The sequence below is a fragment of the Pseudomonas sp. D2002 genome, assembly GCF_013385735.1.
Classification (GTDB): domain Bacteria; phylum Pseudomonadota; class Gammaproteobacteria; order Pseudomonadales; family Pseudomonadaceae; genus Aquipseudomonas.
The window spans coordinates 236,655-262,846 of the sequence record NZ_JACAPL010000003.1 but is presented as its reverse complement, the minus strand read 5'-3'; the positions used below and the strand labels follow the sequence as shown (position 1 = coordinate 262,846).

The window sequence follows — 26,192 nt, the reverse complement described above, 5'->3', positions numbered from 1 at the left end:
GAGAGCCCTGGCATGTGTGAATTATTGGGCATGAGTGCCAACGTCCCCACCGATATCGTGTTCAGCTTTACTGGGCTGATGCAGCGTGGCGGGCGTACCGGCCCCCACCGCGACGGTTGGGGCATTGCCTTCTACGAGGGCCGTGGCCTGCGTCTGTTCCAGGACCCGGCCGCCAGCTGCGAGTCGGAAGTCGCGCTGCTGGTGCAGCGTTATCCGATCAAAAGTGAAGTGGTGATTGGCCATATCCGCCAGGCCAACGTGGGCAAGGTCAGCCTGGCCAACACCCACCCGTTCGTGCGCGAACTGTGGGGCCGCAACTGGTGTTTTGCCCACAACGGCCAACTGGCGGACTTCAATCCGCGCGCCACGTTCTACCGGCCGGTGGGCGATACCGACAGCGAAGCGGCGTTCTGCGACCTGCTCAACCGGGTGCGCGAAGCCTTCCCGGAGCCGGTCGAGATCGAGCAGGTGCTATCGGACCTGATCGCCGCCTGCGCCGAATACCGCAGCAAAGGTGTATTCAACTGCCTGCTCAGCGACGGCGACTGGCTGTTTTGCTACTGCTCGACCAAACTCGCGCAGATTACCCGGCGCGCACCGTTTGGCCCGGCGCGCTTGAAAGATGTCGACGTGATCGTCGATTTTCAGGCTGAAACCACGCCAAATGATGTGGTCACGGTGATCGCCACCGAGCCGCTGACCGACAACGAAAACTGGACCCGCTACGAACCGGGCCAATGGAGCCTGTGGCGACGCGGTGAATGCGTCAGCCAGGGCATTACCGAGTAAGGATATCGACCATGCTGCTCAGTTATCTGCGGTTGGTGCTGTTTGCGATTGGCTTGTTGGTCGGTGTGCAAGTGCCGGGGTTTATCAACGACTACGCCAAGCGCGTCGAAGCCCACCTGATCGAGGCCCAGACCGGCCTCAGCGGGTTTGAAACCACCGCGCGGCAGTTCTTCAATGGTGATTTGAAGGCGCTGGTGGCGCATTACCGCGCCAGCGATGACCCGGTGTTCCAGAGCGACGCCAACAGCCTGGGCAGCATGCTTGATCGCCAGGTCGCGTTGGACAAGCAGTTCCAGGCCATGCAAGGCCCGTGGTACATCCGCGCGTTGCAAGTGGCGGTGGCCGCCGACCCGGCGATTCGCCTGGAAACCTGGAATGGCTACAGCTACCAGATTCTGCTGACGCCTGAGGCCATGGGCTGGGGCTTGGGCGGGGCGATGCTGTTGTCGTTCGGCATTGAATGCCTGTTCCGCTTGATCGACTGGGTGGTGTTGGGCGGCAAGCGCCTGCGTCAGAGCCGGCCGATTGAAGAGCGAGACCTCAAAGGCCTTTGATGATGATCGTTCCCACGCTCCGCGTGGGGATGCCTCTTGTGACGCTCCGCGTCACGTTTTGGGACGCGGAGCGTCCTGGGCCGCATTCCCACGCAGAGCGTGGGAACGATCAATCCGGTTTCGTCAGTAGCATGTGCTCTTCGCCGACCTCTTCGGCATACCTTGCCACCACCTTCTGGCACAGCCCGACAATCTCCTCCACCAACTCCACGCCCACACGCCATGACACCACCACCTGCAAATTCGGCAGTTTCTGCGCCATCGGCAACATCACCAATTCCCCGCGCGCCAATTCCTCCATCACCAGCACCGGCGGCAGGGCGCCGATGCCGAAGCCATCACGCAGCAAGCGCGTAATCGCCGACACCGAATTCACACAGTTCATGCGCGGCGCGGCAACGCCGTTGGCCTGCATCAGGCTCAGCACGTCCTGGTGCGGGTGGGAGTTTTTCGAATAGGTGATGATGCGCTCACGGGCCACTTCGGCGAGGGAGGCGTAGTCGCGGTTGTAGATCGAATGGCTGGCGACGATCCAGGCCATCGGGTGGCTGGCCAGCTCCAGGCTGCGCACGGTTTCGAGGCGCAGCAGGTCGGTTTGCAGGATCAGGTCGAGGAAGCCTTTTTGCAGTTGATCGCTCAAGTTCAGCGCGGTATCGGCGACCAACTCGATTTCTACCAGTGGGAAGTGGTCCATCAATTCGGCGACCAGCGGGCTGAGCCAGGTGTGAATCACGGTGTCCATCGCCCCGATGCGGATCCGCCCGACCTTGCTGCTGGTGGTCTCCAGGGACTGCTTCAAACCCTGCATAGTCACCATCATCTGCTCGGCATAATCGAGCACCTTCAAGCCTTCCGGGGTCAGGCTCACCCCACGTGAGTCGCGCAGAAACAGCTTCACACCCAACTCGCTTTCCAGCACCGCAATGCGGCTGGAAATCGAGGCCTGGGTGGTGAACAGCTTCTCGGCGGTCAGGCGAAAGCTCTTGAGCTTGGCCACCCAGACGAAGGTTTCGAGGAACTTCAAATTCATGGGATCAACTTTTCTTATGCATGGATCGGTTTTTATTAGTTGGACGCCGCACCGGGCAAACGCCAAAAATCGAGGCATTCCACGATAAGCGTCGTTGGGGTGTCAGGACAAGTTGCCAGTTCTGTGCGAAAAATCCCACACTACAAAAAAATACAACGCCTGGAGGTACACCGACCGTGAACCGTCTTCTATTGAATTGCGACATTGGCGAAAGTTTTGGCAATTGGACCATGGGTCTGGACGCCGAGGTTATGCCGTTCATTGATTGCGCCAACGTCGCCTGCGGCTTTCATGCCGGTGACCCGAGCATCATGCGCAAGACCGTCACCCTGGCCTTGAAGCACGGCGTGCAAGTGGGCGCACACCCGGCGTACCAGGACCTGCAAGGGTTCGGCCGCCGCTCCATGGCCTACACGCCGCAGGAAATCCAGGACCTGTTGCACTATCAGATCGGCGCCCTCGACGGCATCTGCCGCGCGCAAGGCGCGCGGGTCAGCTACGTCAAACCCCATGGCGCGATGTACAACGACATGATGGCCAACCCCACGCAATTGCGCGCGGTGATCCAGGCCGTCGCCGCTTATGGCGACCTGCCGTTGATGCTGCTGGCCACCCGCGACAACAGCGCGGCCCAGGCCTTGGGCGATGAATACGGGGTGACGCTGTGGTTCGAGGCCTTCGCCGACCGCGCCTACGACCACAAAGGGCACCTGGTGTCGCGCCAGTTGCCGGGTGCCGTGCACCATGACTCCGAAACCATCGTGCAACAGGCCCTGACTATTTCCCGTGGTGAAGCCCTGACCGCCAGCGACGGCAGCGCCTTGGTGTTGCAGGCCAACACCCTGTGTGTGCATGGCGACAACGCCAGTTCGATTGCCGCCGTGCAGCGTATCCGCGAGGCGTTGAAGCCAGCATGAAGCCACGCATTGAAGTGGTAGCGATCGACTGCCTGATGGTGCGTCTGTTTGATCTGATTGCCGAAGCCAACATGCCGTGGATGCTCGCCGCCACTCAACGCCTGCGCGAAGGCTTTGGCTCGGCACTGGTGGATTTGGTGCCGTCCTACACCACGCTGATGGTGCATTACGACCTCACCGTGTTGAGCCCGGCCCAGGCCAGGGAGTTGATCGGCCAGGTGCTGGCCGACCTGCAGCCTCAGGCCCAGGGCAGCGGCCAGTGTCACGTGTTGCCGGTGTGGTACGACCTGAGTGTCGGCCCGGAGCTGACATTGCTCAGCCAGCGCAGCGGCCTGTCGGTAGACGAAGTGATCCGCCGCCACAGCGCCCACGAATACCAAGTGTTCGCCCTGGGTTTCGCCCCCGGCTTTGCCTTTATGGGGCTGGTGGATGAAGCCCTCGCCACGCCACGCCTGAATACCCCGCGCAAACGCGTGGCGGCCGGCAGCGTCGGCATCGCCGAACGGCAAACCGCCGCGTACCCGGTGGTCTCGCCGGGCGGCTGGAACCTGATCGGTCGCACCCCGGCCAAACCGTTCGACCGTCAACGCGACGGCTACAGCCTGATGCAGCCCGGCGATACGGTGCGGTTCGAAGCCGTTGATCACGCTGAATTTATTCACTTGGGTGGCGATGACACGCCGTTGGAGGCGCACGCATGAGCCGCTTGTTGATCGAGGCCAGCACGCCGCTGTGCCTGTTGCAGGACGCCGGTCGCTTTGGCGTGCGGCACCTGGGCGTGACTCAGGGCGGCGCGCTGGATTGGGTGTCGATGTCGTGGGCCAACTGGCTGCTGGACAATGCGCTGGACGCGCCGGTGGTGGAAATCACCTTGGGCGGGTTTACCGTCCAGGCTGAAGATTATTGCTTGCTGGCGCTGGCCGGTGCGGATTTGGGCGCCTACATCGATGAGCGCGCGATCAGCCCGGGGCGCAGTTTTATCCTGCAAAAGGGCCAGCGGCTGCGCTTTACCCAGCCGTTCAGTGGTGCGCGGGCTTACCTGGCGGCGCCGGGCGGCTTTGATGCGCCGGCGGTGCTGGGCAGTTGTGCCACGGTGGTGCGTGAAGCGTTGGGTGGGCTGGACGGTTTCGGCAAAGCCTTGGTCGAAGGCGGGCGCCTGGCGTATTCCGGGGTGGGCGGTGCGATGAAGGTGCTGAGCGCGCCACACTTGCCTGCCAAGGCTCCCTTGGACGTGATTGTCGGTGCACAGATCGGCCAGTTCAGCGGGCAGAGTTTGTTTGATGCGTTCAACACCGAATGGGCGCTGGACAGCCGCGCCGACCGCATGGGCATGCGCCTGCTGGGCACGCCGTTGCAATACCAGGGGCCATCGTTGATCTCCGAAGGCATTCCGCTGGGAGCGATCCAGGTGCCGCCGGATGGGCAGCCGATTGTATTGCTCAATGATCGGCAGACCATCGGCGGTTACCCACGCTTGGGCGCGTTGACGCCCTTGGCGCTGGCGCGGCTGGCGCAGTGTTTGCCGGGAGAGAAGGTCAGGTTGGCGCCGGTGGTGCAGGAGACGGCGCATCGGCAGCATTTCGACTTTTTGCAGCGGTTCTGATCGTTCCCACGCTCTGCGTGGGAACGCCTCTTGTGACGCTCTGCGTCACGCTTTGGGACGCAGAGCGTCCTGGGCTGCATTCCCACGCGAAGCGTGGGAACGATCTATTTACTTGGAGAGAAAGCGCATCCCTTCTTCCAACCCACGCAGCGTCAGCGGATACATCTGGTCTTCCACCAACTCGCGCACTATCCCCGTCGACGCCGTGTAGCCCCAGGTGTCCTTCGGGTACGGGTTAATCCAGATCAGCTTTTTGTACTTGGCCATGAAGCGCTGCATCCACACATACCCAGGCTCTTCATTCCAGTGCTCAACACTGCCGCCGGCCTGGGTGATCTCGTACGGCGCCATTGACGCATCGCCGATAAAGATCACTTTGTAGTCGGCGCCGTACTTGTGCAGTAAATCCTGGGTGGAGGTGCGTTCCGAGGTGCGGCGTTGGTTGTTCTTCCATACCGACTCGTACACAAAGTTGTGGAAGTAGAAATACTCCAGGTGCTTGAACTCGGTCTTGCACGCAGAAAACAGCTCTTCGCAGATCTTCACATGGGCGTCCATCGAGCCGCCAATGTCGAACAGCAGCAACAGCTTGATGGTGTTACGCCGCTCCGGACGCATCTGGATGTTCAGCAGCCCGGCATCCCGTGCCGTGTGGTCGATGGTGCCGTCGATGTCCAGCTCTTCCGCCGCACCCTGGCGCACGAACTTGCGCAGGCGGCGCAGGGCGATTTTGATGTTGCGCGTGCCCAACTCGACCTGATCGTCGAGGTTTTTGTACTCGCGCTGGTCCCACACTTTCACCGCCTTGCCCTGGCGCTTGCCGGCATCGCCCACGCGAATGCCTTCCGGGTTATAGCCGCCCGAGCCGAACGGGCTGGTGCCGCCGGTGCCAATCCACTTGTTGCCGCCAGCGTGGCGTTCCTTTTGTTCTTCCAGGCGTTTCTTGAATTCTTCGATCAGCTTGTCCAGGCCGCCGAGGGACTGGATCTGCGCACGCTCTTCATCGCTCAGCGAGCGTTCGAATTCCTTGCGCAGCCAGTCTTCGGGGATCAGCGCCTGCAGGTGATCGTCGAGTTTTTCCAGGCCGTTGAAATAGGCACCGAACGCACGGTCGAACTTGTCGAAATGCCGTTCATCCTTGACCAGGATCGCGCGGGCCAAGTAGTAAAACTCGTCCATGTCGGCGAAGACCACGCGCTGTTTCAGCGCGTTGATCAGGTCGAGCAGTTCACGCACCGACACCGGCACCTTGGCGGCGCGCATCTCGTTGAACAGGTTGAGCAACATTATCGATTACCGCGACGGCTCATGAATGCCAGGCGTTCCAGCAACTGAACGTCTTGTTCATTCTTCACCAGAGCGCCAGCCAGCGGCGGGATGGCCTTGGTCGGGTCGCGTTCGCGCAGCACGGCTTCGCCGATGTTGTCGGCCATCAGCAATTTGAGCCAGTCGACCAGCTCGGACGTGGAGGGCTTTTTCTTCAGGCCCGGCACTTTGCGCACGTCGAAGAACACGTCCAGCGCTTCGCTGACCAAGTCTTTCTTGATGTCGGGGTAGTGCACATCGACGATCTTTTGCAGGGTGGTGCGGTCGGGGAAGGCGATGTAGTGGAAGAAGCAGCGGCGCAGGAACGCGTCCGGCAGCTCTTTTTCGTTGTTGGAGGTAATGATGATGATCGGGCGCTTCTTGGCCTTGATGGTCTCGTCGATTTCGTAGACGTAGAACTCCATCTTGTCGAGTTCTTGCAGCAAGTCGTTGGGGAACTCGATGTCGGCCTTGTCGATTTCATCGATCAGCAGAATCACCCGTTCCTCGGACTCGAAAGCCTCCCAGAGCTTGCCCTTCTTCAGGTAATTGCGCACGTCGTGGACCTTGTCCACGCCCAGCTGCGAGTCGCGCAGGCGGCTGACGGCGTCGTACTCGTAAAGGCCTTGATGCGCCTTGGTGGTGGACTTGATGTGCCAGGTGATCAACTTGGCGCCAAAGGATTCGGCCAGTTGCTCGGCGAGCATGGTCTTGCCGGTGCCGGGCTCGCCCTTGACCAGCAGCGGCCGCTCCAGGGTGATGGCGGCGTTGACGGCCAGTTTCAGGTCATCGGTAGCCACATAGGCCTGGGTGCCTTCGAACTTCATCGGTCATTCCTCGAATTCATCAATGCCCGGACTATACCGCGCAGCCCCGGCGACTGTGAACGCAGACGGGTTATTCAGTCTCTGAATGGCCGGTCACATCGCCGTCCAGCTGCGGGGGCATACTTATGCTTATGTGGGAGCTGGCTCCCACACTAATCTGCGGAAGGCTTGGGCTGCTCATACCGTGCATTGAACGCCTGGATAAACCCATTACGCAAAATCGACAAAAACGCCGAAAACGCGCTGACATTTTGCTGATGCACGCTGCCGCTGAGTTCGACGCGGGTGGCAAACTGGTTTTTGTTCTGGTTCTTCAGCACGGTCTCGCTGGTACCGACCACGGCTTCCCAGATCGAGCGGAAGATGTTTTTGTCTTTGTTCTCAACGTCTTGCTTCCAATCAAAGACTTCCACGTCGCGCAGCAGCGGCTTGATGTAGCCGCTCAACTGGCCTTTTTCGGCCTGGGCTTCGATCACCACGGCGCCAGTGCCGGCCTTGAAGTCGAATTTGCCGTAGGCCGAGGCGAAGTCGTTCAGGCGCTTGAGTTGAATATCCTTGGCGCGAAAGCGGAATTCGAAATCTTCAAAGTTGCTCAGCGGGTCGAACGCCGCCGTGGCTTCCAGTGGCGCCTGGCCGAGTAACTGCGCCTTGCCTTCAAAGGTGGCGTCGCGCTTGCCTTTGATGTCCACCACGTTGGTCAGGTTATAGAAGCTGGCGTTGACCTGGGTGGCGTAGATATTCACCGGTGGCTTGGAATTGAAGTTGTGGAAGGCGATCTTGCCGTCCTGAATTCGCACTTCGTTGAGGGTGATCGGCAGTAATTTGCTCAGTTGTTCGCGCCAGTCGGTGCCCTTACCGGTCTGGGATGCCTGCTGGTTGCCGCCGTCGACGAAGTTCAGCTCCGGCTGAAAGAACTGTGCCTCGGCGACCACCGCGTGGTCGTACCACAGCGAATGCCAGCTCACCGACAGGTCGATCACCGGCACTTTGACGAACGGCACCGGCACCTTGCCGTCGACCTTGACGATCTGCAGGCCGTTGATCTTATAGGCGCCACGCCAAAGGGCCACGTCTACATCGGTGATTTGGCCACGGTAGTCGCCCATGTCGGCGAGCTTGTCGTTCAGGTAGTTGCGCACCAGATAGGGCAGGGCGAGGTCCAGGGCAATCAGTACTACCACCAGTACGGCGACGATCCATAGCAGCCCACTGTAGCGACGTTTCATGTTCAGGTTCTCCAACGGTATAGGCGATGGACCGCGCGCGCAGGCGCAACGTTCCTCTGACTGGACGCCCAAAGGCCTGAGGCATACCCTTGGGGCCTTGTTGAAATTGCCTTAAGGACCCGTCATGAGCCGTATCTTTGCAGACAACGCGCACTCCATCGGCAACACGCCCCTGGTGCAGATCAACCGCATCGCACCGCGTGGCGTGACCATCCTGGCCAAGATCGAGGGGCGAAACCCAGGCTATTCGGTGAAGTGCCGCATTGGCGCGAACATGATCTGGGACGCTGAAAGCAGCGGCAAACTCAAACCGGGCATGACCATTGTAGAACCGACCTCCGGCAACACCGGCATCGGCCTTGCTTTTGTTGCCGCCGCCCGTGGCTACAAGCTGCTGCTGACCATGCCGGCGTCGATGAGCATCGAACGGCGTAAAGTGCTCAAGGCCCTGGGCGCCGAGCTGGTGCTGACCGAGCCGGCCAAGGGCATGCCAGGCGCCATCGCCAAAGCTGCTGAGATCGTCGCCAGCGACTCGGCCACCTACTTTATGCCAGGCCAGTTCGAAAACCCGGCCAACCCGGCGATTCACGAAAAAACCACTGGCCCGGAAATCTGGAACGACACCGCCGGCGCCGTGGATGTGCTGGTCGCAGGCGTGGGCACCGGCGGCACCATTACCGGCGTGTCGCGCTATATCAAGAACATTGCCGGCAAGCCGATTCTGTCGGTGGCGGTGGAGCCGATGGTGTCGCCGGTGATCACCCAGGCACTGGCGGGTGAAGAGATCAAGCCGAGCTCGCACAAGATCCAGGGGATTGGCGCCGGGTTTGTGCCGAAAAACCTCGATTTGTCGATGGTTGACCGCGTAGAGCTGGTGACCGATGAAGAATCCAAGGCCATGGCCCTGCGCCTGATGCAGGAAGAAGGCATTTTGTGCGGTATTTCCTGCGGTGCGGCCATGGCCGTGGCCGTGCGTCTGGCCGAGAAGCCGGAAATGCAGGGCAAGACCATCGTGGTGATCCTGCCGGACTCCGGTGAGCGCTACCTGTCGAGCATGCTGTTCAGTGATTTGTTTACCGAGCAGGAAAACCAGGCTTGATTGTTCGCCACAGGCTTTGATGCAGGTCAGCCGGTCGGCCTGGGCCTTCTGCATAATGGCTCAAGTGTTTATCATGGCCGGCTGTTACGTCTGGTTTCCCGTTGATGGGAGGCTGTTGGCCAGGCGCTTATTTCCAGGAGTTGCTGCATGACCTTTTCTTTGGCCGCCAAACTGTCGGTGTTGCTGCTGTTTATCGGCAGCACGCTGTATGTGCACCTGCGTGGCAAGGCCCGTTTGCCGATGCTGCGCCAGTTCGTCAACCATTCGGCGCTGTTCGCCCCGTATAACGCCCTGATGTACCTGTTTTCGGCTGTGCCGTCCAAGCCGTACCTGGACCGCAGCAAGTTCCCGGAACTGGATGTGCTCAAGGACAACTGGGAAGTGATCCGCGAAGAGGCCATGCACCTGTTCGACGAGGGTTACATCCGCGCCGCCGAAAAGAACAACGACGCCGGTTTCGGTTCGTTCTTCAAGAAAGGCTGGAAGCGTTTCTACCTCAAGTGGTACGACAAACCGCTGCCGTCGGCCGAGGCGCTGTGCCCGAAAACCGTGGCCTTGGTCAGCAGCATTCCGAACGTCAAGGGCGCGATGTTCGCGCTGTTGCCGGGTGGCAGCCACCTCAACCCGCACCGTGACCCGTTTGCCGGTTCCCTGCGCTATCACCTGGGCCTGTCCACGCCGAATTCCGACGACTGCCGCATCTTCGTCGACGGCCAGGTCTACGCCTGGCGCGACGGTGAAGACGTGATGTTCGACGAAACCTACGTGCACTGGGTGAAGAATGAAACCGACCAGACCCGCGTGATCCTGTTCTGTGACATCGAACGCCCGTTGAGCAACCGCATCATGACCCGCGTCAACCGCTGGGTCAGCAAGCAACTGGGCCGCGCAACGGCGCCGCAGAACCTGGATGACGAGCGTGTGGGTGGGATTAACCAGGCGTATGCCTGGAGCAAAACCTTCAGCGACAAGTTCAGCGGTGTGGTCAAGCAATGGAAGCGCAAGCATCCCAAGGCCTACCGCATTGCACGGCCGGTGCTGGCTGTAGTCGTGCTGGTGTTGTTGTGGAAGTGGTTGTTCGCCTGATTTGAAATGCAGTCAAAACTGTGGGAGCGGGCTTGCTCGCGAAGGCGAAGTGTCAGTCGATGCATTCTTGACTGATCCACCGCATTCGCGAGCAAGCCCGCTCCCACATTGGTTTTGCAGTGTTGCTTAGGACGCGATCAACTGGCGCAGTACATAGTGCAAGATGCCGCCCGCCTTGAAGTATTCCACTTCATTGAGCGTATCAATCCGGCACAGCACCTCGACCTTCTCGCTGCTGCCATCCTCGCGCGTAATCACCAGCGTCAGGTTCATCCGCGGTTCGATCTCGGCGTGGGTCAGCCCAAGGATGTCGATTTTCTCTTTGCCGGTGAGTTTGAGCGCCTTGCGGTTCTGGTCCAGCTTGAACTGCAACGGCAGCACGCCCATGCCCACCAGGTTGGAACGGTGGATGCGCTCGAAGCTCTCGGCGATCACCGCCTTGACCCCCAGCAGGTTAGTGCCCTTGGCCGCCCAGTCGCGGCTTGAGCCGGTGCCGTATTCCTGGCCTGCAATCACCACCAGCGGCGTGCCCGACGCCTGGTATTTCATGGCGGCGTCGTAGATCGGCATTTTCTCGCCGGTGGGAATGTACAGCGTGTTGCCGCCTTCTTCGCCGCCGAGCATTTCATTGCGGATACGGATATTGGCAAAGGTGCCGCGCATCATCACTTCATGGTTGCCCCGGCGTGAGCCGTAGGAGTTGAAGTCACGCGGTTCCACGCCTTGCTCGCGCAGGTAACGGCCGGCGGGGCTGTCGGCCTTGATGTTGCCGGCCGGGGAGATGTGGTCGGTAGTCACCGAGTCGCCCAGCAAGGCCAGCACGTTGGCGCCCTGGACGTCTTTGATCACCGGCAATGGCCCGGCAATGTCATCGAAGAACGGTGGGTGCTGGATGTAAGTGGAATCCTTCTGCCACACATAAGTCGCCGCCTGCGGCACTTCAATTGCTTGCCACTGCTCGTCACCGGCAAATACCTCGGCGTATTCCTTGTGGAACATGCCGGTGCTGACCTGCGCCACGGCGTCGGCGATTTCCTGGCTGCTTGGCCAGATGTCTTTCAGGTACACCGGCTTGCCGTCTTTGCCTTCGCCCAGCGGCTCGCTGCTGATATCGATGCGCACGGTGCCGGCCAGCGCATAGGCGACCACCAGTGGTGGCGAGGCCAGCCAGTTGGTTTTCACCAGCGGGTGCACGCGGCCTTCAAAGTTGCGGTTGCCGGACAGCACCGAGGCCACGGCGAGGTCGGCTTTCTGGATGGCTTTTTCGATGGGCTCCGGCAGTGGGCCGGAGTTGCCGATGCACGTGGTGCAGCCATAGCCGACCAGGTCGAAGCCGAGCTGGTCGAGGTATTGCGTCAGGCCTGCGGCCTTGTAGTAGTCGGTAACCACTTTGGAGCCGGGCGCCAGCGAGGTTTTCACCCAAGGTTTGCTGGTAAGGCCCTTTTCCACGGCTTTTTTCGCCACCAGGCCTGCGGCCATCATCACGCTGGGGTTGGAGGTGTTGGTGCACGAGGTAATCGCGGCGATCACCACCGCGCCGTTTTTCAGGCGATAGGTGTGGCCGTCGTATTCATAATCGGTTTCGCCGACCAGGTCGGCATTGCCCACGGCCACACCGCCGCCACCTTCGCTTTCCAGGCGGCCTTCTTCTTTGTTGGTCGGTTTGAATTGCAGGTCGAGGAAGTCGCTGAAGGCTTGGCCGACGTTTGGCAGCGAAACACGGTCCTGCGGGCGTTTTGGCCCGGCGAGGCTGGCTTCGACACTGCCCATGTCCAGGGCCAGGGTGTCAGTGAACACCGGTTCCTGGCCGGCGTTACGCCACAAACCCTGCGCCTTGGTGTAGGCCTCCACCAGCTTGACGGTTTCTGCCGGGCGACCGGACAGGCGCAGGTAGTCCAGCGTCACCTCATCCACCGGGAAGAACCCGCAGGTGGCGCCGTATTCCGGGGCCATGTTGGCGATGGTGGCTCGGTCGGCCAACGGCAAGTCGGCCAGGCCGTCGCCGTAGAACTCGACGAATTTGCCCACCACGCCTTTCTTACGCAGCATCTGCGTGACGGTCAGCACCAGGTCGGTGGCGGTAATCCCTTCTTTCAATTTGCCGGTGAGCTTGAAGCCGATCACTTCCGGGATCAGCATCGACACCGGCTGGCCGAGCATCGCCGCTTCCGCTTCGATCCCGCCCACGCCCCAGCCGAGTACGCCGAGGCCGTTGATCATGGTGGTGTGCGAGTCGGTGCCGACCAAGGTGTCGGGGAAGGCGTAAGTGCGGCCGTCTTCGTCCTTGGTCCAGACGGTGCGGCCGAGGTATTCGAGGTTGACCTGGTGGCAGATGCCGGTGCCCGGTGGCACCACGCTGAAGTTGTCGAAGGCGCTCTGGCCCCAACGCAGGAAGGCGTAGCGCTCGCCGTTGCGCTGCATTTCGATGTCGACGTTCTGCTCGAAGGCGCTGGTGGTGCCGAACTTGTCGACCATCACCGAGTGGTCGATCACCAAGTCCACGGGGGAGAGTGGGTTGATGCGCTGCGGGTCGCCACCGGCCTTGGCCACGGCGGCGCGCATGGCGGCCAGGTCGACCACGGCGGGTACGCCGGTAAAGTCTTGCATCAGCACGCGGGCCGGGCGGTATTGGATCTCACGGTCAGACTGGCGTTCTTTGAGCCAGGCGGCGATGGCCTTGAGGTCGGTGCCGGTGACGGTCTTGTTGTCTTCCCAGCGCAGCAGGTTTTCCAGCAGCACCTTGAGGGACATCGGCAGCTTGTCCAGGTCACCGAGGCTCTTGGCGGCTTCGGGCAAGCTGAAGTAATGGTAGGTTTTGGCGTCGATTTGCAGGGTTTTAAGGGTTCTCAGGCTATCAAGGGATGACATTACATGACTCCTTATGGTCCGCACGGCTACGGACCTGACGGGACGAACAGAGCTTTCAACTTAGCCCTGTTTTCATTAGCAGGCTAATAACTGGACTCTATCGTTAAGTCCAAGGTTCCGAACTCGGCTATCATGCGCGCGTTTTCATGACAGGCATTGCGCTACAGCAAGCCAGTTGCCAGGAGATTCAATGAACACCCTTTTTATGCACTGCCGCCCGGGTTTTGAAGGCGAAGTCTGTTCCGAGATCGCGGAACACGCCGCGCGCCTGAACGTTTCCGGCTATGCCAAGACCAAGACCGGCAGCGCCTGCGCCGAATTTGTCTGCACCGAAGAAGACGGCGCCCAGCGCCTGATGCACGGCCAGCGCTTTGCCGAGCTTATCTTCCCGCGGCAGTGGGCGCGCGGGGTGTTTATCGACCTGCCGGAAACCGACCGTATCAGCGTGATCCTTGCGCACCTGCAAGGCTTCCCGGTGTGCGGCAGCCTGTGGCTGGAAATGGTCGACACCAACGACGGCAAGGAGCTGTCGAACTTCTGCAAAAAATTCGAAGTGCACCTGCGCAAAGCCTTGTTGAACGCCGGCAAGCTGGTCGACGACCCAAGCAAGCCGCGCCTGCTGCTGACCTTCAAGAGCGGCCGCGAGGTGTTCATGGGCCTTGCCGAGTCGAACAACTCGGCGATGTGGCCGATGGGCATCCCGCGTCTCAAGTTTCCGCGTGAAGCGCCCAGCCGTTCGACCCTGAAGCTGGAAGAAGCCTGGCATCACTTTATCCCCCGCGACCAGTGGGACGAGCGCCTGCACAGCGACATGACCGGCGTCGATCTCGGCGCAGCGCCGGGCGGCTGGACCTGGCAGCTGGTCAACCGTGGCATGCTGGTGACCGCCATCGACAACGGCCCGATGGCTGAAAGCCTGATGGACACCGGCCTGGTGCAGCACTTGATGGCCGATGGTTTTACCTTCGTGCCCAAGCAGCCGGTGGACTGGATGGTCTGCGATATCGTGGAGAAACCCGCGCGCAACGCGGCGCTGCTGGAAACCTGGATCGGCGAAGGTTATTGCCGTGAAGCGGTGGTGAACCTGAAGTTGCCGATGAAACAGCGTTACGCCGAAGTGAAGCGTTTGCTGGAGCGCATCGAAGACGGCTTCAAGGCGCGCGGTATTCGTGTTGAGATCGGCTGCAAGCAGCTGTACCACGACCGTGAGGAAGTGACCTGCCATTTGCGCCGGTTGGTGGATGTGAAGAAATCGAAATCACGCTGACACCTTGAGGTATCCACAGGACCAATGTGGGAGCGGGCTTGCTCGCGAAAGCGGTATAACAGTCAAAATTTATGTTGAATGTGCTTGCGTCTTCGCGAGCAAGTCGAACCGCCGCTCCCACATTTTGAGCGGTGCACGTTTCAGGAGTCATGTATGAATCAGCCCCTCGATTTGCCTACAGACGCGGTGCTCGACGCCACCGGCCTCAATTGCCCCGAGCCCGTGATGATGCTGCACCAGCACATCCGTGACCTGCCGCCCGGCGGCTTGCTCAAGGTGATTGCGACCGACCCGTCGACCCGCCGCGATATCCCCAAGTTCTGCGTGTTTCTTGACCACGAACTGGTGGATCAGCAGGAGCAGGCCGGTACGTACCTGTACTGGATTCGCAAGAAGGCCGTTTAAACCAGGCGAATCCGCCGGCGCGCGCTGCGTGTCAGGCGGATCACCAGCATCGCGGCGGCGCAGCTCAGGCCCACGATCAGCCCCTGCCACAGGCCGCTCGGCCCGCTGGCTGCGCCCAGCCAGTCGGTCAGCCCCAGGGCGTAACCCACCGGCAAGCCCACGCCCCAGTAAGCAAACAAGGTCAGCACCATGGTCACCCGCGTGTCCTGGTAGCCGCGCAATGCGCCGGCGGCCGTGACCTGGATCGCGTCGGAGAACTGGAACAACGCCGCAAACACAATCAGCATCGACGCCACGTGGATCACTGACGGGTCAGGCGTATAGATCGTGGCAATCTGTTCGCGAAACAGCAGCATCAGGCTGCAGGACAGGCAGGCGTACGTCAGCGCCGTGCCCATGCCGACCCCGGCGGCAAAGCGTGCTTCACGCGGTTCGCCACGGCCCAGGGCCTGGCCGACACGTACGGTGACGGCCATGCTCAGCGAGTAAGGGATCATGAACACCAGCGAGCTGAAGTTCAGCGCAATCTGGTGCCCGGCCACCACGTTGGCGCCCAGGCTGCCGATCAGCAGCGCGATCACCGCAAAAATGCTCGATTCGGCAAATACCGCGATGCCAATCGGCAGGCCGATGCCCAACACGCGCTTGATCACCGACCATTTTGGCCAGTCGAATCGCTTGAACAACTCGCTGCTCTGGTAGGCCGGTGCCCAGCGGGTCCAGGCGGCCAGGCCGAGCATCATCACCCACATCACAATGGCCGTGGCCCAGCCACAGCCCACACCGCCCATGGCCGGCACGCCGAAATGGCCATAAATGAACACGTAGTTCAGCGGAATGTTCAACGCCAGGCCGCACAGGCCCATGACCATGCTCGGCCGCGTACGGCCCAGGCCATCGCTGAAGCAGCGCAGCACGTAATACAGGGCGATGGCCGGCATGCCCGAGGCGATGCCGTGCAGGTAGGCCATGCACGGCTTGATCAGCTCGGGGTCGACCTTCATCGCATGCAGGATCGGCTCGGCGCTGACCAGCATCAGCAGCGCGGTGAGCCCCACCACCACGGCCAGCCACAAGGATTGGCGCACCAGCGGGCCGATCTCGGTGTGGTTGCCGGCGCCGAAGCGCTGGGCGACTTTAGGTGTGGTGGCCAGCAAGGTGCCGGTCATCAGCAGGTACACCGGAATCCAGATCGAGTTGCCCAGCGCCACCGCCGCCAGGTCTCGCGGGCTCACACGCCCGGCCATCACCGCATCGACGAAGCCCATGGCCGTGGTCGCCAATTGGCCGATCATGATCGGCAGGGCCAGGGTCAGCAGGCTGCGCACCTCACGGCTGACGCGGGCGGGGCGGGAGAGGGCGGTGGTGGCGGTGTTCACGTGCGGGTGTCCATTTAAAAGCATCACAAAGGACGGCGCAGTCTACGCGCTGACGCAACGGTCAGGAAAAAACCTGTGTTGCTGATTTGTAATGCAATCGCCACTGGCGACCGATGTCCCCTGTGGGAGCTGGAACCCAGATCGCATCCCTGTACACTGCTGGTCCGCGAAAGGAGCCTGCCATGCTGATTGTTGCCGACGAAAATATCCCGCTGCTCGATGCATTCTTCGAAGGGTTTGGCGAGATTCGCCGGGTGCCCGGCCGTTCCATCGATCGCGCCACGGTCGAGCAGGCCGATGTGCTGCTGGTGCGCTCGGTGACCAACGTCAACCGCGCCTTGCTGGAAGGCACACAGGTACGTTTTGTCGGCACCTGCACCATCGGCACCGATCACCTGGACCTCGACTATTTCAAGCAGGCCGGGATCAGCTGGTCCAGCGCACCCGGCTGCAATGCGCGCGGCGTGGTCGACTATGTGCTGGGCAGCCTGCAGACCCTGGCCGAAATCGAAGGCGCCGACCTCAATCAGCGCACCTACGGCGTCGTCGGTGCCGGTGAAGTCGGTGGGCGGCTGGTCAAGGTGCTCAAGGGCCTGGGCTGGAACGTGCTGGTCTGCGACCCGCCACGCCAGATCGTCGAAGACGGTGACTACGTCAGCCTGGAGCAGATCATCCAGCAATGCGATGTGATCAGCCTGCACACGCCGCTGACCAAATCCGGCAATGGCTCCACCTGGCACCTGTTTGACCGTGAGCGCCTCAATCGCCTCAAGCCCGGCACTTGGCTGATCAATGCCAGCCGTGGCCCGGTGGTGGATAACGCCGCTCTGCGCGAGGTGCTGCTGGAACGCGAGGACCTGCAGGCGGTGTTGGACGTGTGGGAAGGTGAGCCCGAAGTGGACGTCGACCTGGCCGACCTGTGCGTGCTGGCGACCCCGCATATCGCCGGTTACAGCCTTGACGGCAAACAACGCGGCACCGCGCAGATTTACCAGGCGTTCTGCGCCCACCTGGGCCAGGAACCCGGCATCCATTTAAGTGACCTGCTGCCGCAACCGTGGTTGGCCGAGGTGCACTTGAACGCGTCCACCGATCCGGCCTGGGCGCTGGCGACCCTGTGTCGCAGCGTGTACGACCCGCGCCGCGATGACGCGGATTTCCGCCGCAGCCTGGTAGGCACCGTGCAAGAGCAGCGCAAGGCATTCGACCTGCTGCGCAAGCATTACCCGCAGCGCCGTGAGATTGATGGCTTGAAGGTGCGCATCCATGGCGAGTCGGCGGTGTTGTCGACTATTGTCTCGGCATTGGGCGCGGTCACCCTCTAAGCCGGCATAAAAAAACCGGCCATCAAGGCCGGTTTTAAACGAGCTTAGGCGCTTCAGCCTTGCTTGGCAGGCTTGACCAGTCGCTGTTCCAGTTCGCTGCACGCTTGCTGGATCATCTCTTCGGTAATCTGCACTTCGCGGCCCTTTGCATCGAAGTACGAGCAAGGCAACTGCTGCGGCTGGCGGATTACTTCAATCTTGGCTTCGCTGCTATGTTGCAAGGTCATGGCCTGTCTCCTCATCAGGTTGTGTACCTACTATTCTTTCTACTCTAAGCCGCCCGCGTGACCGAGCTATTACAACTCCTTACAAAGTCACCGGTTCGAACACCCAGTCCACCAGAAACCGATACAAATTTCCAGCCGGGGGTTAGACCGATAGCCTCTAGGGGTCAGCATCGGCGGGCATAATTAACCTGACTCATTGTTATTTACCCAAGTTCCCCCAATGTTGGGTGTAGATATCTATCTTCCCCTACCTATCTTCCCCTGTGCAGGTGATGCCCTCCATGTTCTCAGTCCGACAACGCCGTGCGATTCGCCTGGCCAGCCGCTTCATCGCGCCCTACCGTTGGCAGGCGCTGGGCGCCTTGTTGGCGTTGATCGTCACGGCGGGCATCACCTTGTCCATGGGGCAGGGCATTCGCCTGTTGGTGGATCAGGGTTTCATGACCCAGTCGCCGCACCTGCTCAACCAGTCTATCGGCCTGTTCATGATTCTGGTGCTGGGCCTGGCGGTGGGTACATTTGCGCGGTTTTACCTGGTGTCGTGGATCGGCGAGCGGGTCGTAGCGGACATCCGCCGGCAAGTGTTCAACCACCTGATCTACCTGCACCCCGGCTTTTACGAAAACAACCGCAGCTCGGAAATCCAGTCACGCCTGACCACCGACACCACCTTGCTGCAATCGGTGATCGGCTCGTCACTGTCGCTGTTCCTGCGCAACGCCTTGATGGTCATCGGCGGCATCGTGTTGCTGTTTGTCACCAACCCCAAACTCACCAGCATCGTGGTGATTGCGCTGCCGCTGGTGCTGGCGCCGATCCTGATCTTCGGGCGTCGCGTACGCAGCCTGTCGCGCCTGAGCCAGGACCGTATCGCCGACGTCGGCAGTTATGTGTCCGAGACCCTCGGCCAGATCAAGACCGTACAGGCCTACAACCATCAGGTGCAGGACGAACAGCGTTTCGCTGTCACCGTGGAAGAAGCCTTTGCCACCGCGCGCAAACGTATCGTGCAGCGCGCCTGGCTGATTACCCTGGTGATCATGCTGGTGCTCGGCGCTGTCGGCGTGATGCTGTGGGTCGGTGGGATGGACGTGATCGGCGGGCGCATTTCCGGTGGTGAGCTCGCCGCGTTCGTGTTTTACAGCTTGATCGTCGGCAGCGCCGTCGGCACCTTGAGCGAAGTGCTCGGCGAACTGCAGCGCGCTGCCGGCGCCGCCGAACGGATTGGCGAGTTGCTGCAGTCGAGCAACGAAATCCAGGCGCCCGTTGCCGGCACCGTGCAGTTGCCGGCGCGGGTCAGTGGTCGCATGGAACTGCAAGACCTGCGCTTTTCCTACCCGTCGAGGCCGGACAGCTACGCCATCGACGGCCTGAGCCTGACCATCAATCCCGGCGAAACCCTGGCATTGGTCGGCCCGTCCGGCGCGGGTAAATCGACAATCTTTGACCTGCTGCTGCGTTTCTACGACCCCCAGCAAGGCCGCATCCTGCTGGAAGGCCACGCGCTGACCGATCTCGACCCCATGGACCTGCGCCGCCACTTCGCCCTGGTGTCCCAAAGCCCGGCGCTATTTTTTGGCAGCGTTGAAGAGAACATCCGCTACGGCAACCCGTCCGCCACGCGCGAACAGGTGGAAGCCGCCGCGCGTATCGCCCACGCCCACGACTTCATCCTGCAAATGCCCGACGGCTACCAAACCCACCTGGGAGACGGCGGCATGGGCCTTTCCGGCGGCCAGCGCCAACGCCTGGCCATCGCCCGCGCGTTGCTGGTGGACGCGCCGATCCTGCTGCTGGACGAAGCCACCAGCGCCCTCGATGCCCAGAGCGAACACTTGATCCAGCAGGCGTTGCCGCAGTTGATGCAGGGCCGTACCACGCTGGTGATTGCGCACAGGTTGGCGACGGTGAAGAACGCCGACCGCATTGCGGTGATGGACCAGGGCAAGCTGGTGGCGGTGGGCACGCACCAGCAGTTGATTGCGAGCAACCCGCTGTATGCGCGGTTGGCGGCGTTGCAGTTCAGTGATGGAGTGGACATTGAATGAAGCTGCGGTAGGCCTGCTCCTTAAGGCATTATGTGATCTTTCGTTATTGATCTGGATGAGGACATGAGCCGTTATCAACCCCCGTTGACGCTGACTACAAAAATGCTGGCCTTGGTCGCTGACATTAGTGAGCAGATCGGTCAGCTTTCAGTCGGTGGCGATAATCGGCAAACGCCCCAGCTAAGGCGCGGCAATCGTATCCGTACAATCCAGGCTTCGCTGGCTATCGAGAACAATACCCTCAGCGTCGAGCAAGTGACCGCCGTTCTAGAGGGTAAGCGAGTGTTAGGCTTGCCTCGGGAAATCCAGGAAGTGCGTAATGCATTTACGGCTTACGAGGCGATGCCGCAATGGGCGCCGGGTGATCGGGCGGACTTGCTGAAAGCACACGACCTCCTGATGTTCGGTTTGATTGATGATGCAGGACGGTTTCGCCAGGCGGGCGTCGGAATTTATCGTGGGGAGCAGTTGGTCCATATGGCTCCTCCTGCAAGTCGCGTGACGCATCTGGTGGATGACTTGCTGCAATGGCTGTCGGTTTCTGATTGGCACCCGCTGATCGCCAGCTGTGTATTCCATTACGAATTTGAATTTATCCACCCCTTCGCAGACGGCAATGGGCGGATGGGGCGCCTTTGGCAAACCTTGATCCTTAGCCAATGGCGCCCTGTGTTGGCTTATCTACCGGTAGAAGCGGTGATACGCGAACAACAGGATGCCTATTACGCGGCGCTGTCGGCTGCTGACAAGCAGGCGGAGGCGACGCCCTTCGTCGAGTTCATGTTGCAAGCCTTGAGTCTGGCCTTGGCTGAGGCTGTGCAAAGCGAGCGCCCGAGCGCCCCATAAAAAATGCCCGCATCTCTCAATGCGGGCATTTTCATCTCTGCTTCAAACCTTACTGATCATCAAAATACCGCTCATGCCAATCCACCAGCGGCTGCGGTGAGTTGAGCTTCTGTCCATAGATCACCGAATAAGACAGCACGTTCTGCACGTACTGACGGGTTTCGTCGAACGGGATGCTTTCCACCCACACGTCGAAACTCAGGTGGTCGGCACCGCGCAGCCACTGGCGTACGCGGCCGGGGCCGGCGTTGTAGGCGGCCGAGGCGAGTACGCGGTTGCCGTTGAACTGGCTGTGCACCTGGCTCAGGTAGGCGGCGCCGAGTTGGATGTTTTTGTCCGGGTCCAGCACCTGGGCCGGGGAGGCCAGCGGGATGCTGAATTTGCGCGCGGTTTCCTTGGCGGTGCCGGGCATCAATTGCATCAGGCCACTGGCGCCAACGCCGGAGCGGGCGTCGTCCATGAACGCACTTTCCTGGCGGGTGATGGCGAATACCCAGCTCGAATGCAGGCCACGCACCTTGGCTTCGCGCACCAGAGTGTCGCGGTGCGCCATCGGGAAGCGGATATCCAAGTCATCCCAATACTGCGCCTGGCTGATGGTACGGATCGCCGGGAAGTACCACTTCATGTCATAGGCCAGTTTGGCCTGGGCGACCATTTCATCACGGTTGAAGTGGCGGCTGACGTGATACCACTCGCGCCGGCCATCGACGATCTGGCCACGTGCATAGAACTCCAGCGCACGGCGTACACCGGGGGTGTTGCGGACCTTGTTGACCAGCGCCTGGCTCATCACCAGCGGTTTGTTTTTCAGCTGATACGGCGCTTTGGAGCGATCCGCCGCCAGGAAACCGTAGAAATCACGTTCCTGGGCGAGGTTTTTGTACAGCGCCAGCGGTTGCGGGTTCTTCGGCTCAGCCAGTTCCAGGCTGCGCGCCTGCCAGTAACGCCAGCGGTTGGTGGTCGCCAGGTCTTGTGGGAGTTTGCGGGTCAACTGGTAGGCATCTTCCCAGCGCGCCAGGCGCAACAGCAGGCGCAGGCGCCATTCAGAAACGGTGTTGTCACGCAGCTCGGGATCGTATTGGGTCATTACGTCCAATGCGCGCGGGTCATAGCGGCGAGCCAGGGTCAGGCCGATTTCGCGGGCGATCGACACTTTTTCGTCACGGGAGAAGTGCATGCTGCTGGCGTAACCGTCGAGCAGGGCCATGGCCTTGTCCGGGTCCTGGCGTGCCAGGCGGCGCAGACCCAGGCCGACGGCGTCGGACATGGCCTCGTTGGCCGGCAGGAAGCGCGACGGGTCGCTGAGCATGTCGGGCTTTTGCGCCACGTCAACCATCAGGCGGCCTTGGGCGCCGAGGGTTGGCAGGGTTTTTACCAGGCTGTTGGCCAGCGCGTAGTTGCGCGCTTCGGCGGCGAGTTTGGCGCGGTCCCAGATTTTCTGTTCGGTGAGTTGGCCATCGGCGGCCCACTGGCCGAAGGTGGCGTCGCACGCGGCAGGCTGGGATTTACCGGTCAGCCAGAGTTTTTCGGTGGTCTTGTAGCCTTCGGCTTTGAGGTTGTGGGTGAGCTGGTATTGACCATGCAGGCAGTCCAGTTCGACGAAATTGAGTTTGGCATCGTAGTACTTTTCAAATGTCTGCCAGTCGCCACGGTCGGCCAGCCAGCGCAGCCAACGCAGTTTCATCCAGTTGGCCTGGGGCAGGTCGCCGTTTTTGGCGAGGAACTGTTCGATTTCCTCGTTGCTTGCGGTTTTCAGGCGCGCGGTCAGTTCGTCATAGGCCAGGTAGGGCGTCAGCGGGTAGTCGGCCAGGGCCTGGCTGTATTGCATGTACGGGCCGCTGTCGCCCTTGGCGAGGGCGCGTTTGGCTTCATCGTAATATTGACGTTGGGTGGTGAGGTCCACGGCCTGGGCGGATTGAACGGCGGTGGCGGAAAGAAGCAGGCAAGATAAAAAGTTGAAAAGGCGACTGCGCATGAGACGTCCGTGCAGAGAAATCACGACTAGCACCGGCTCTGCCGACACTGATTGCCCCTAGCTTAGCCTTTTGCCAGCGACTGGTGAAAGGTTTGCCGGCCGGTTGGCAGAAGTTCATTGGAAATGTCCTTCAGAACGTGTCCATGGCGAAAATGCCGACCGCATCCCACCCTCAAGTCAGGTAGAATGCGCGCCCAGTTTTTGGAGAAGCGTATGACCCTGCTCAAATTCAGCGATGTGTCCCTTGCTTTCGGCGCTATGCCGTTGTTGGACAAGGTGTCCTGGCAGATCGCCCGTGGTGAGCGGGTGTGCATCATCGGCCGCAACGGCACCGGCAAGTCCAGCATGATGAAGCTGGTCAAAGGCGACCAGAAGCCCGATGACGGCTCTGTTTGGCGCGCCCCGGGCCTGAAGATCGGCGAATTGCCGCAAGAATTGCCGGTGGCCGACGGACGGACAGTGTTCGACGTGGTCGCCGAAGGCCTCGACGGCGTTGGCGAGTTGCTCGCGCAATACCATCACCTGGCGCAGAACTGCGTTACCGAGGAAGACCTGGACAAGCTGATGCACGTCCAGCAAGACCTCGAAGCCCGTGATGGCTGGCGCTTGCAGCAACTGGTCGACAGCACCCTGAGCCGCCTGCAACTGCCGGCCGACAAGACCCTCGCCGAGTTGTCCGGCGGCTGGCGTCGTCGCGTGCTGCTGGCCCAGGCGCTGGTGTCCGAGCCGGACCTGCTGCTGCTCGACGAACCAACCAACCACCTGGACATCGGCGCAATCGCCTGGCTTGAAGAAGCCCTCAAGGATTTCCAGGGCGCCGTGCTGTTCATCACGCACGACCGTTCCTTCCTGCAGAACCTGGCCACGCGCATCCTCGAACTGGACCGTGGCGGCCTGATCGACTGGAACGGCGACTACGCCAGCTTCCTGGTGCACAAAGAGGCCACGCTGGCCGCTGAAGAAACCGCCAACGCGCTGTTCGACAAAAAGCTGGCCCAGGAAGAAGTCTGGATCCGCCAGGGCATCAAGGCCCGTCGCACCCGTAACGAAGGCCGTGTACGCGCGCTGAAAGCCCTTCGGGTTGAGCGCAGCGAACGTCGCGAGCGCACCGGCAAGGCCAATATCCAGCTGGATACCGCCGATAAGTCGGGCAAGCAGGTGATGGTGCTGGAGAACGTCAGCTTCCATCACCCGGACGGTCCGTTCCTGATCAAGGACTTCTCGATGGTCCTGCAGCGCGGCGACCGGATCGGCCTGCTGGGCGCCAACGGCACCGGCAAGACCACCTTGCTCAAGCTGATGCTCAATGGTCTGCAACCGACCAGCGGCACTGTGGAAGAGGGCACGCGCATCGACGTGGCGTACTTCGACCAGTTGCGCCACCAGCTGGACCTGGAAAAAACCGTGATCGACAACGTCGCCGAAGGTCGCGACTTTATCGACATCGACGGCCAGAGCCGCCACGTGCTGAGCTACCTGGGCGACTTCCTGTTCAGCCCGCAGCGTGCGCGGACGCCGGTCAAAGCCTTGTCTGGTGGTGAGCGTGCGCGCCTGCTGCTGGCCAAGCTGTTCAGCAAACCAGCCAACCTGCTGGTACTCGACGAACCGACCAACGACCTCGACGTGGAAACCCTCGAGCTGCTGGAAGAGGTCTTGCTGACCTTCAACGGCACCGTGCTGATGGTCAGCCACGACCGGGCATTCCTCGACAACGTGGTCACCAGCACCCTGGTCTTCGAAGGCGAAGGCAAGGTGCGTGAATACGTCGGTGGTTATCAGGACTGGCTGCGCCAGGGCGGCTCGCCGCGCCTGCTGGGCGTGACCGAGAGCAAGTCCGGCAAGGCCGACCTGACCTCGGCAGTGGTGGCGCCGGTTGCCGCTGCCGCGGCACCGGTCCAGGAAGCTGCGCCGTCTGCGAAGAAGAAGCTCAGCTACAAACTGCAGCGTGAACTGGAAGCCTTGCCGGGTGATATCGACGCCAAGGAACAGCAGATCGCGGCCGTAGAAGCAGAAATGGCTGACGCGGGTTTCTACCTGCGTCCGGCGGCGGAAACCGCCAAGGTCATCGCTTCCCTGGAAACGTTGAACCAGGAGCTGGAAGTGTTGGTTGAGCGTTGGGCTGAGCTGGATGCCTGAGTGATTCAAGCGCATTAAAAAACCCGGTGTTCATCTGATGAATACCGGGTTTTTTATATGAAATGCGATTCAAAATGTGCTTAAGAGGATTTGACCAGCTTCACCGCCAGCACATCACACGGCGCGCCGTGCAGCACATCATTGGCGGTAGAACCCAGCAGCAGCGCCAGGCCGTGTCGGCCATGGCTGCCAACCACGATCAGGTCGCAAGCCTTTTCCTTGGCAAGATGGTGGATCTCCTGGCGCGGTTGGCCGTACGTGAGGTGGCAGTCGTCTTTTTGCAGATGCGGGTACTTGAGGATCAAGCGATCCAGGCGCTCTTTGGCCTGATCAAATTGTTGTTGCTGCAACTGGGAAAGGTCCATGGGCACGTCGCCACCAAAGGCCATCGCCATAGGCTCGACGATATGCACGAGTGACAGCTTGGCGCCGTTAGCGATTGCTGAAGCCTGCGCGCGCTTGATCACTGGGTCGCACTCTTCGGTCAGATCGACAGCGACCAGGATATGTTTGTAGGAATGTTCGTTGGGCATGGCGCGTTCCTCCAGGGGACTGCAATAGGTTCAGTATGGCTGGTTTCAAGCGGATGGGGTTGCGTCAGCTCAAACCCGCTCATCTAGAAATTCGGGAGTACACATATGACGGTCTGGATAGTGGTGTCAATCCTTCTGGTGGTTCTGAGCCCTCTGGCCTGGCTGCGCCCGTCGCGCCATCAGAGCGGGCGCATGGCCCTGCGGATGGAGGCACGCCGCATCGGCCTGGCCATGCAACTGGCGCCGCAGGAGTGGCCGCACTGGCTCAAGCAGGAGCCGCCAAGCCCGTGCGCGCAGTATTGCCGGCCGCGACGCGGGAGTACGCCGGCCCTCTGGTGTTACTGGCAGTCGGAACCGGGGGTTTGGCTCAATCAGTGGCGCGAAGTGTGCGTCGATGAAAAGTTGTTGCCGCATTTTGCGACGCTGCCGGACAACGTCTACAAGGTCGAGGCCGACAAGCAAATGATCGCCCTGTACTGGGGCGAGAAGGGCGAGGCGAGCGTCTTGCAAGCCATCGATAAATTACTCAAAGCCCTAGCCTGACGCCGGGTGGTAAAAGCCAGGCAATAAAAAGCCCGATATCATCATCGGGCTGGAGTTGGCCAGGCAGGCCGGTAATTCTGTGATTCACGCGTCGGATGTTCATCCAGGCGCATCAAGCTTGTCGCTAGCCTAGCGGCATATCCCGTTCTGTACAGCCTTTTCCCACAAATTTTCCATTATTGATTTCGTGAATAATTCAAT

22 protein-coding genes and 1 pseudogene are annotated in these 26,192 nt (G+C 60.9%); 14 read left to right on the top strand and 9 right to left on the bottom strand.

Features of this window, described 5'->3' with window-relative positions; all coding sequences use genetic code 11:
- The first annotated feature begins 12 nt into the window (after positions 1 to 12).
- Positions 13 to 789 (top strand): class II glutamine amidotransferase, encoded by a 777-nt coding sequence (locus HX783_RS04450; protein ID WP_177016093.1) that lies wholly within the window; start codon positions 13 to 15, stop codon positions 787 to 789.
- Positions 790 to 800: 11 nt separating this feature from the next.
- The gene (locus HX783_RS04445) at positions 801 to 1,343 is read left to right on the top strand and encodes a DUF2937 family protein (RefSeq protein ID WP_159954885.1); all 543 of its coding nucleotides are present in this window, start codon (positions 801 to 803) and stop codon (positions 1,341 to 1,343) included.
- A gap of 109 nt (positions 1,344 to 1,452) precedes the next feature.
- Here the strand turns inward: HX783_RS04445 and HX783_RS04440 are convergent, their stop codons facing one another.
- On the bottom strand, positions 1,453 to 2,373 hold the full coding sequence (locus HX783_RS04440; RefSeq protein WP_159954886.1) for a LysR family transcriptional regulator: 921 nt from the start codon (positions 2,371 to 2,373) through the stop codon (positions 1,453 to 1,455).
- Between the two features lie 176 nt (positions 2,374 to 2,549).
- Here HX783_RS04440 and HX783_RS04435 point away from each other — a divergent pair, with 176 nt between their 5' ends.
- The 3 genes from HX783_RS04435 to HX783_RS04425 are packed head-to-tail and all read left to right on the top strand — an operon-like array spanning position 2,550 to position 4,893.
- Positions 2,550 to 3,290 carry a 5-oxoprolinase subunit PxpA gene (locus tag HX783_RS04435; RefSeq protein ID WP_177016092.1) on the top strand — a complete coding sequence of 247 codons (741 nt, stop codon included), beginning with the start codon at positions 2,550 to 2,552 and terminating at the stop codon, positions 3,288 to 3,290.
- A complete protein-coding gene (locus HX783_RS04430; RefSeq protein ID WP_177016091.1) occupies positions 3,287 to 3,991 on the top strand; it encodes an allophanate hydrolase subunit 1 in 705 nt (234 codons plus the stop codon). The genes HX783_RS04435 and HX783_RS04430 overlap by 4 nt, the downstream gene beginning before the upstream one ends.
- On the top strand, positions 3,988 to 4,893 hold the full coding sequence (locus HX783_RS04425) for a biotin-dependent carboxyltransferase family protein (protein WP_177016090.1): 906 nt from the start codon (positions 3,988 to 3,990) through the stop codon (positions 4,891 to 4,893). Before HX783_RS04430 ends, HX783_RS04425 begins: the two co-directional genes overlap by 4 nt.
- 108 nt (positions 4,894 to 5,001) lie before the next feature.
- Here the strand turns inward: HX783_RS04425 and HX783_RS04420 are convergent, their stop codons facing one another.
- From HX783_RS04420 to HX783_RS04410, 3 genes are all read right to left on the bottom strand, one after another.
- Positions 5,002 to 6,180 carry a VWA domain-containing protein gene (locus HX783_RS04420; RefSeq protein WP_177016089.1) on the bottom strand — a complete coding sequence of 393 codons (1,179 nt, stop codon included), beginning with the start codon at positions 6,178 to 6,180 and terminating at the stop codon, positions 5,002 to 5,004.
- Positions 6,180 to 7,025, bottom strand: a complete 846-nt coding sequence (locus tag HX783_RS04415; RefSeq protein ID WP_003210690.1) for a MoxR family ATPase — start codon at positions 7,023 to 7,025, stop codon at positions 6,180 to 6,182. Before HX783_RS04415 ends, HX783_RS04420 begins: the two co-directional genes overlap by 1 nt.
- A gap of 152 nt (positions 7,026 to 7,177) precedes the next feature.
- The gene (locus tag HX783_RS04410) at positions 7,178 to 8,251 is read right to left on the bottom strand and encodes a DUF748 domain-containing protein (RefSeq protein ID WP_177016088.1); all 1,074 of its coding nucleotides are present in this window, start codon (positions 8,249 to 8,251) and stop codon (positions 7,178 to 7,180) included.
- Between the two features lie 124 nt (positions 8,252 to 8,375).
- Between HX783_RS04410 and cysK the strand changes: the two genes are divergently transcribed.
- Together cysK and HX783_RS04400 are read left to right on the top strand one after the other, a co-directional pair.
- Entirely contained in the window at positions 8,376 to 9,350 is a 975-nt protein-coding gene (cysK, locus tag HX783_RS04405; RefSeq protein ID WP_177016087.1) for a cysteine synthase A, read from the top strand.
- Positions 9,351 to 9,497: 147 nt separating this feature from the next.
- Entirely contained in the window at positions 9,498 to 10,436 is a 939-nt protein-coding gene (locus tag HX783_RS04400; protein ID WP_159954893.1) for an aspartyl/asparaginyl beta-hydroxylase domain-containing protein, read from the top strand.
- Positions 10,437 to 10,562: 126 nt separating this feature from the next.
- Here the strand turns inward: HX783_RS04400 and acnA are convergent, their stop codons facing one another.
- Positions 10,563 to 13,304, bottom strand: coding sequence for an aconitate hydratase AcnA (gene acnA / locus HX783_RS04395; RefSeq protein WP_177016086.1), 2,742 nt, complete (start codon positions 13,302 to 13,304; stop codon positions 10,563 to 10,565).
- Positions 13,305 to 13,494: 190 nt separating this feature from the next.
- Here acnA and rlmM point away from each other — a divergent pair, with 190 nt between their 5' ends.
- Both rlmM and tusA read left to right on the top strand, forming a co-directional pair.
- On the top strand, positions 13,495 to 14,571 hold the full coding sequence (gene rlmM, locus HX783_RS04390; protein WP_159954895.1) for a 23S rRNA (cytidine(2498)-2'-O)-methyltransferase RlmM: 1,077 nt from the start codon (positions 13,495 to 13,497) through the stop codon (positions 14,569 to 14,571).
- A gap of 153 nt (positions 14,572 to 14,724) precedes the next feature.
- Entirely contained in the window at positions 14,725 to 14,976 is a 252-nt protein-coding gene (tusA, locus tag HX783_RS04385) for a sulfurtransferase TusA (RefSeq protein WP_159954896.1), read from the top strand.
- On the opposite strand, the gene HX783_RS04380 is transcribed toward tusA, so the two are convergent.
- The gene (locus HX783_RS04380) at positions 14,973 to 16,355 is read right to left on the bottom strand and encodes an MATE family efflux transporter (protein ID WP_159954897.1); all 1,383 of its coding nucleotides are present in this window, start codon (positions 16,353 to 16,355) and stop codon (positions 14,973 to 14,975) included. The genes tusA and HX783_RS04380 overlap by 4 nt on opposite strands.
- Before the next feature lie 182 nt (positions 16,356 to 16,537).
- Here HX783_RS04380 and pdxB point away from each other — a divergent pair, with 182 nt between their 5' ends.
- Positions 16,538 to 17,680, top strand: coding sequence for a 4-phosphoerythronate dehydrogenase PdxB (pdxB, locus tag HX783_RS04375; protein WP_177016085.1), 1,143 nt, complete (start codon positions 16,538 to 16,540; stop codon positions 17,678 to 17,680).
- 53 nt (positions 17,681 to 17,733) lie between these two features.
- Here the strand turns inward: pdxB and HX783_RS04370 are convergent, their stop codons facing one another.
- Positions 17,734 to 17,907, bottom strand: a complete 174-nt coding sequence (locus HX783_RS04370) for a PA1571 family protein (RefSeq protein ID WP_174245603.1) — start codon at positions 17,905 to 17,907, stop codon at positions 17,734 to 17,736.
- Between the two features lie 272 nt (positions 17,908 to 18,179).
- On the opposite strand from HX783_RS04370, the gene HX783_RS04365 reads away from it, so the two are divergent.
- Both HX783_RS04365 and HX783_RS04360 read left to right on the top strand, forming a co-directional pair.
- Positions 18,180 to 19,955 (top strand): ABC transporter transmembrane domain-containing protein, encoded by a 1,776-nt coding sequence (locus tag HX783_RS04365; protein ID WP_162530291.1) that lies wholly within the window; start codon positions 18,180 to 18,182, stop codon positions 19,953 to 19,955.
- A gap of 63 nt (positions 19,956 to 20,018) precedes the next feature.
- Positions 20,019 to 20,783, top strand: a pseudogene (locus HX783_RS04360) (Fic family protein); the annotation flags it as partial.
- Positions 20,784 to 20,850: 67 nt separating this feature from the next.
- On the opposite strand, the gene HX783_RS04355 reads toward HX783_RS04360, so the two are convergent.
- Positions 20,851 to 22,779 (bottom strand): transglycosylase SLT domain-containing protein, encoded by a 1,929-nt coding sequence (locus HX783_RS04355; RefSeq protein ID WP_177016083.1) that lies wholly within the window; start codon positions 22,777 to 22,779, stop codon positions 20,851 to 20,853.
- A 213-nt stretch (positions 22,780 to 22,992) separates the two neighbouring features.
- Between HX783_RS04355 and HX783_RS04350 the strand changes: the two genes are divergently transcribed.
- Positions 22,993 to 24,915, top strand: coding sequence for an ATP-binding cassette domain-containing protein (locus tag HX783_RS04350; RefSeq protein ID WP_159954902.1), 1,923 nt, complete (start codon positions 22,993 to 22,995; stop codon positions 24,913 to 24,915).
- 80 nt (positions 24,916 to 24,995) lie between these two features.
- Here the strand turns inward: HX783_RS04350 and HX783_RS04345 are convergent, their stop codons facing one another.
- Complete coding sequence (locus tag HX783_RS04345; RefSeq protein WP_177016082.1) at positions 24,996 to 25,448, bottom strand: universal stress protein; 453 nt, start codon at positions 25,446 to 25,448, stop codon at positions 24,996 to 24,998.
- A gap of 105 nt (positions 25,449 to 25,553) precedes the next feature.
- On the opposite strand from HX783_RS04345, the gene HX783_RS04340 reads away from it, so the two are divergent.
- Positions 25,554 to 25,991 (top strand): hypothetical protein, encoded by a 438-nt coding sequence (locus HX783_RS04340; protein ID WP_177016081.1) that lies wholly within the window; start codon positions 25,554 to 25,556, stop codon positions 25,989 to 25,991.
- Positions 25,992 to 26,192: the final 201 nt, after the last annotated feature.

Coding starts and splice junctions, on each gene's coding strand:
- HX783_RS04450 (WP_177016093.1), top strand. CDS start 13: ATGTGTGAATTATTGGGCATGAGTGCCAACGTCCCCACCGATATCGTG.
- HX783_RS04445 (WP_159954885.1), top strand. CDS start 801: ATGCTGCTCAGTTATCTGCGGTTGGTGCTGTTTGCGATTGGCTTGTTG.
- HX783_RS04440 (WP_159954886.1), bottom strand. CDS start 2,373: ATGAATTTGAAGTTCCTCGAAACCTTCGTCTGGGTGGCCAAGCTCAAG.
- HX783_RS04430 (WP_177016091.1), top strand. CDS start 3,287: ATGAAGCCACGCATTGAAGTGGTAGCGATCGACTGCCTGATGGTGCGT.
- HX783_RS04425 (WP_177016090.1), top strand. CDS start 3,988: ATGAGCCGCTTGTTGATCGAGGCCAGCACGCCGCTGTGCCTGTTGCAG.
- HX783_RS04420 (WP_177016089.1), bottom strand. CDS start 6,180: ATGTTGCTCAACCTGTTCAACGAGATGCGCGCCGCCAAGGTGCCGGTG.
- HX783_RS04415 (WP_003210690.1), bottom strand. CDS start 7,025: ATGAAGTTCGAAGGCACCCAGGCCTATGTGGCTACCGATGACCTGAAA.
- HX783_RS04410 (WP_177016088.1), bottom strand. CDS start 8,251: ATGAAACGTCGCTACAGTGGGCTGCTATGGATCGTCGCCGTACTGGTG.
- cysK (WP_177016087.1), top strand. CDS start 8,376: ATGAGCCGTATCTTTGCAGACAACGCGCACTCCATCGGCAACACGCCC.
- HX783_RS04400 (WP_159954893.1), top strand. CDS start 9,498: ATGACCTTTTCTTTGGCCGCCAAACTGTCGGTGTTGCTGCTGTTTATC.
- acnA (WP_177016086.1), bottom strand. CDS start 13,304: ATGTCATCCCTTGATAGCCTGAGAACCCTTAAAACCCTGCAAATCGAC.
- rlmM (WP_159954895.1), top strand. CDS start 13,495: ATGAACACCCTTTTTATGCACTGCCGCCCGGGTTTTGAAGGCGAAGTC.
- tusA (WP_159954896.1), top strand. CDS start 14,725: ATGAATCAGCCCCTCGATTTGCCTACAGACGCGGTGCTCGACGCCACC.
- pdxB (WP_177016085.1), top strand. CDS start 16,538: ATGCTGATTGTTGCCGACGAAAATATCCCGCTGCTCGATGCATTCTTC.
- HX783_RS04370 (WP_174245603.1), bottom strand. CDS start 17,907: ATGACCTTGCAACATAGCAGCGAAGCCAAGATTGAAGTAATCCGCCAG.
- HX783_RS04365 (WP_162530291.1), top strand. CDS start 18,180: ATGCCCTCCATGTTCTCAGTCCGACAACGCCGTGCGATTCGCCTGGCC.
- HX783_RS04355 (WP_177016083.1), bottom strand. CDS start 22,779: ATGCGCAGTCGCCTTTTCAACTTTTTATCTTGCCTGCTTCTTTCCGCC.
- HX783_RS04350 (WP_159954902.1), top strand. CDS start 22,993: ATGACCCTGCTCAAATTCAGCGATGTGTCCCTTGCTTTCGGCGCTATG.
- HX783_RS04345 (WP_177016082.1), bottom strand. CDS start 25,448: ATGCCCAACGAACATTCCTACAAACATATCCTGGTCGCTGTCGATCTG.
- HX783_RS04340 (WP_177016081.1), top strand. CDS start 25,554: ATGACGGTCTGGATAGTGGTGTCAATCCTTCTGGTGGTTCTGAGCCCT.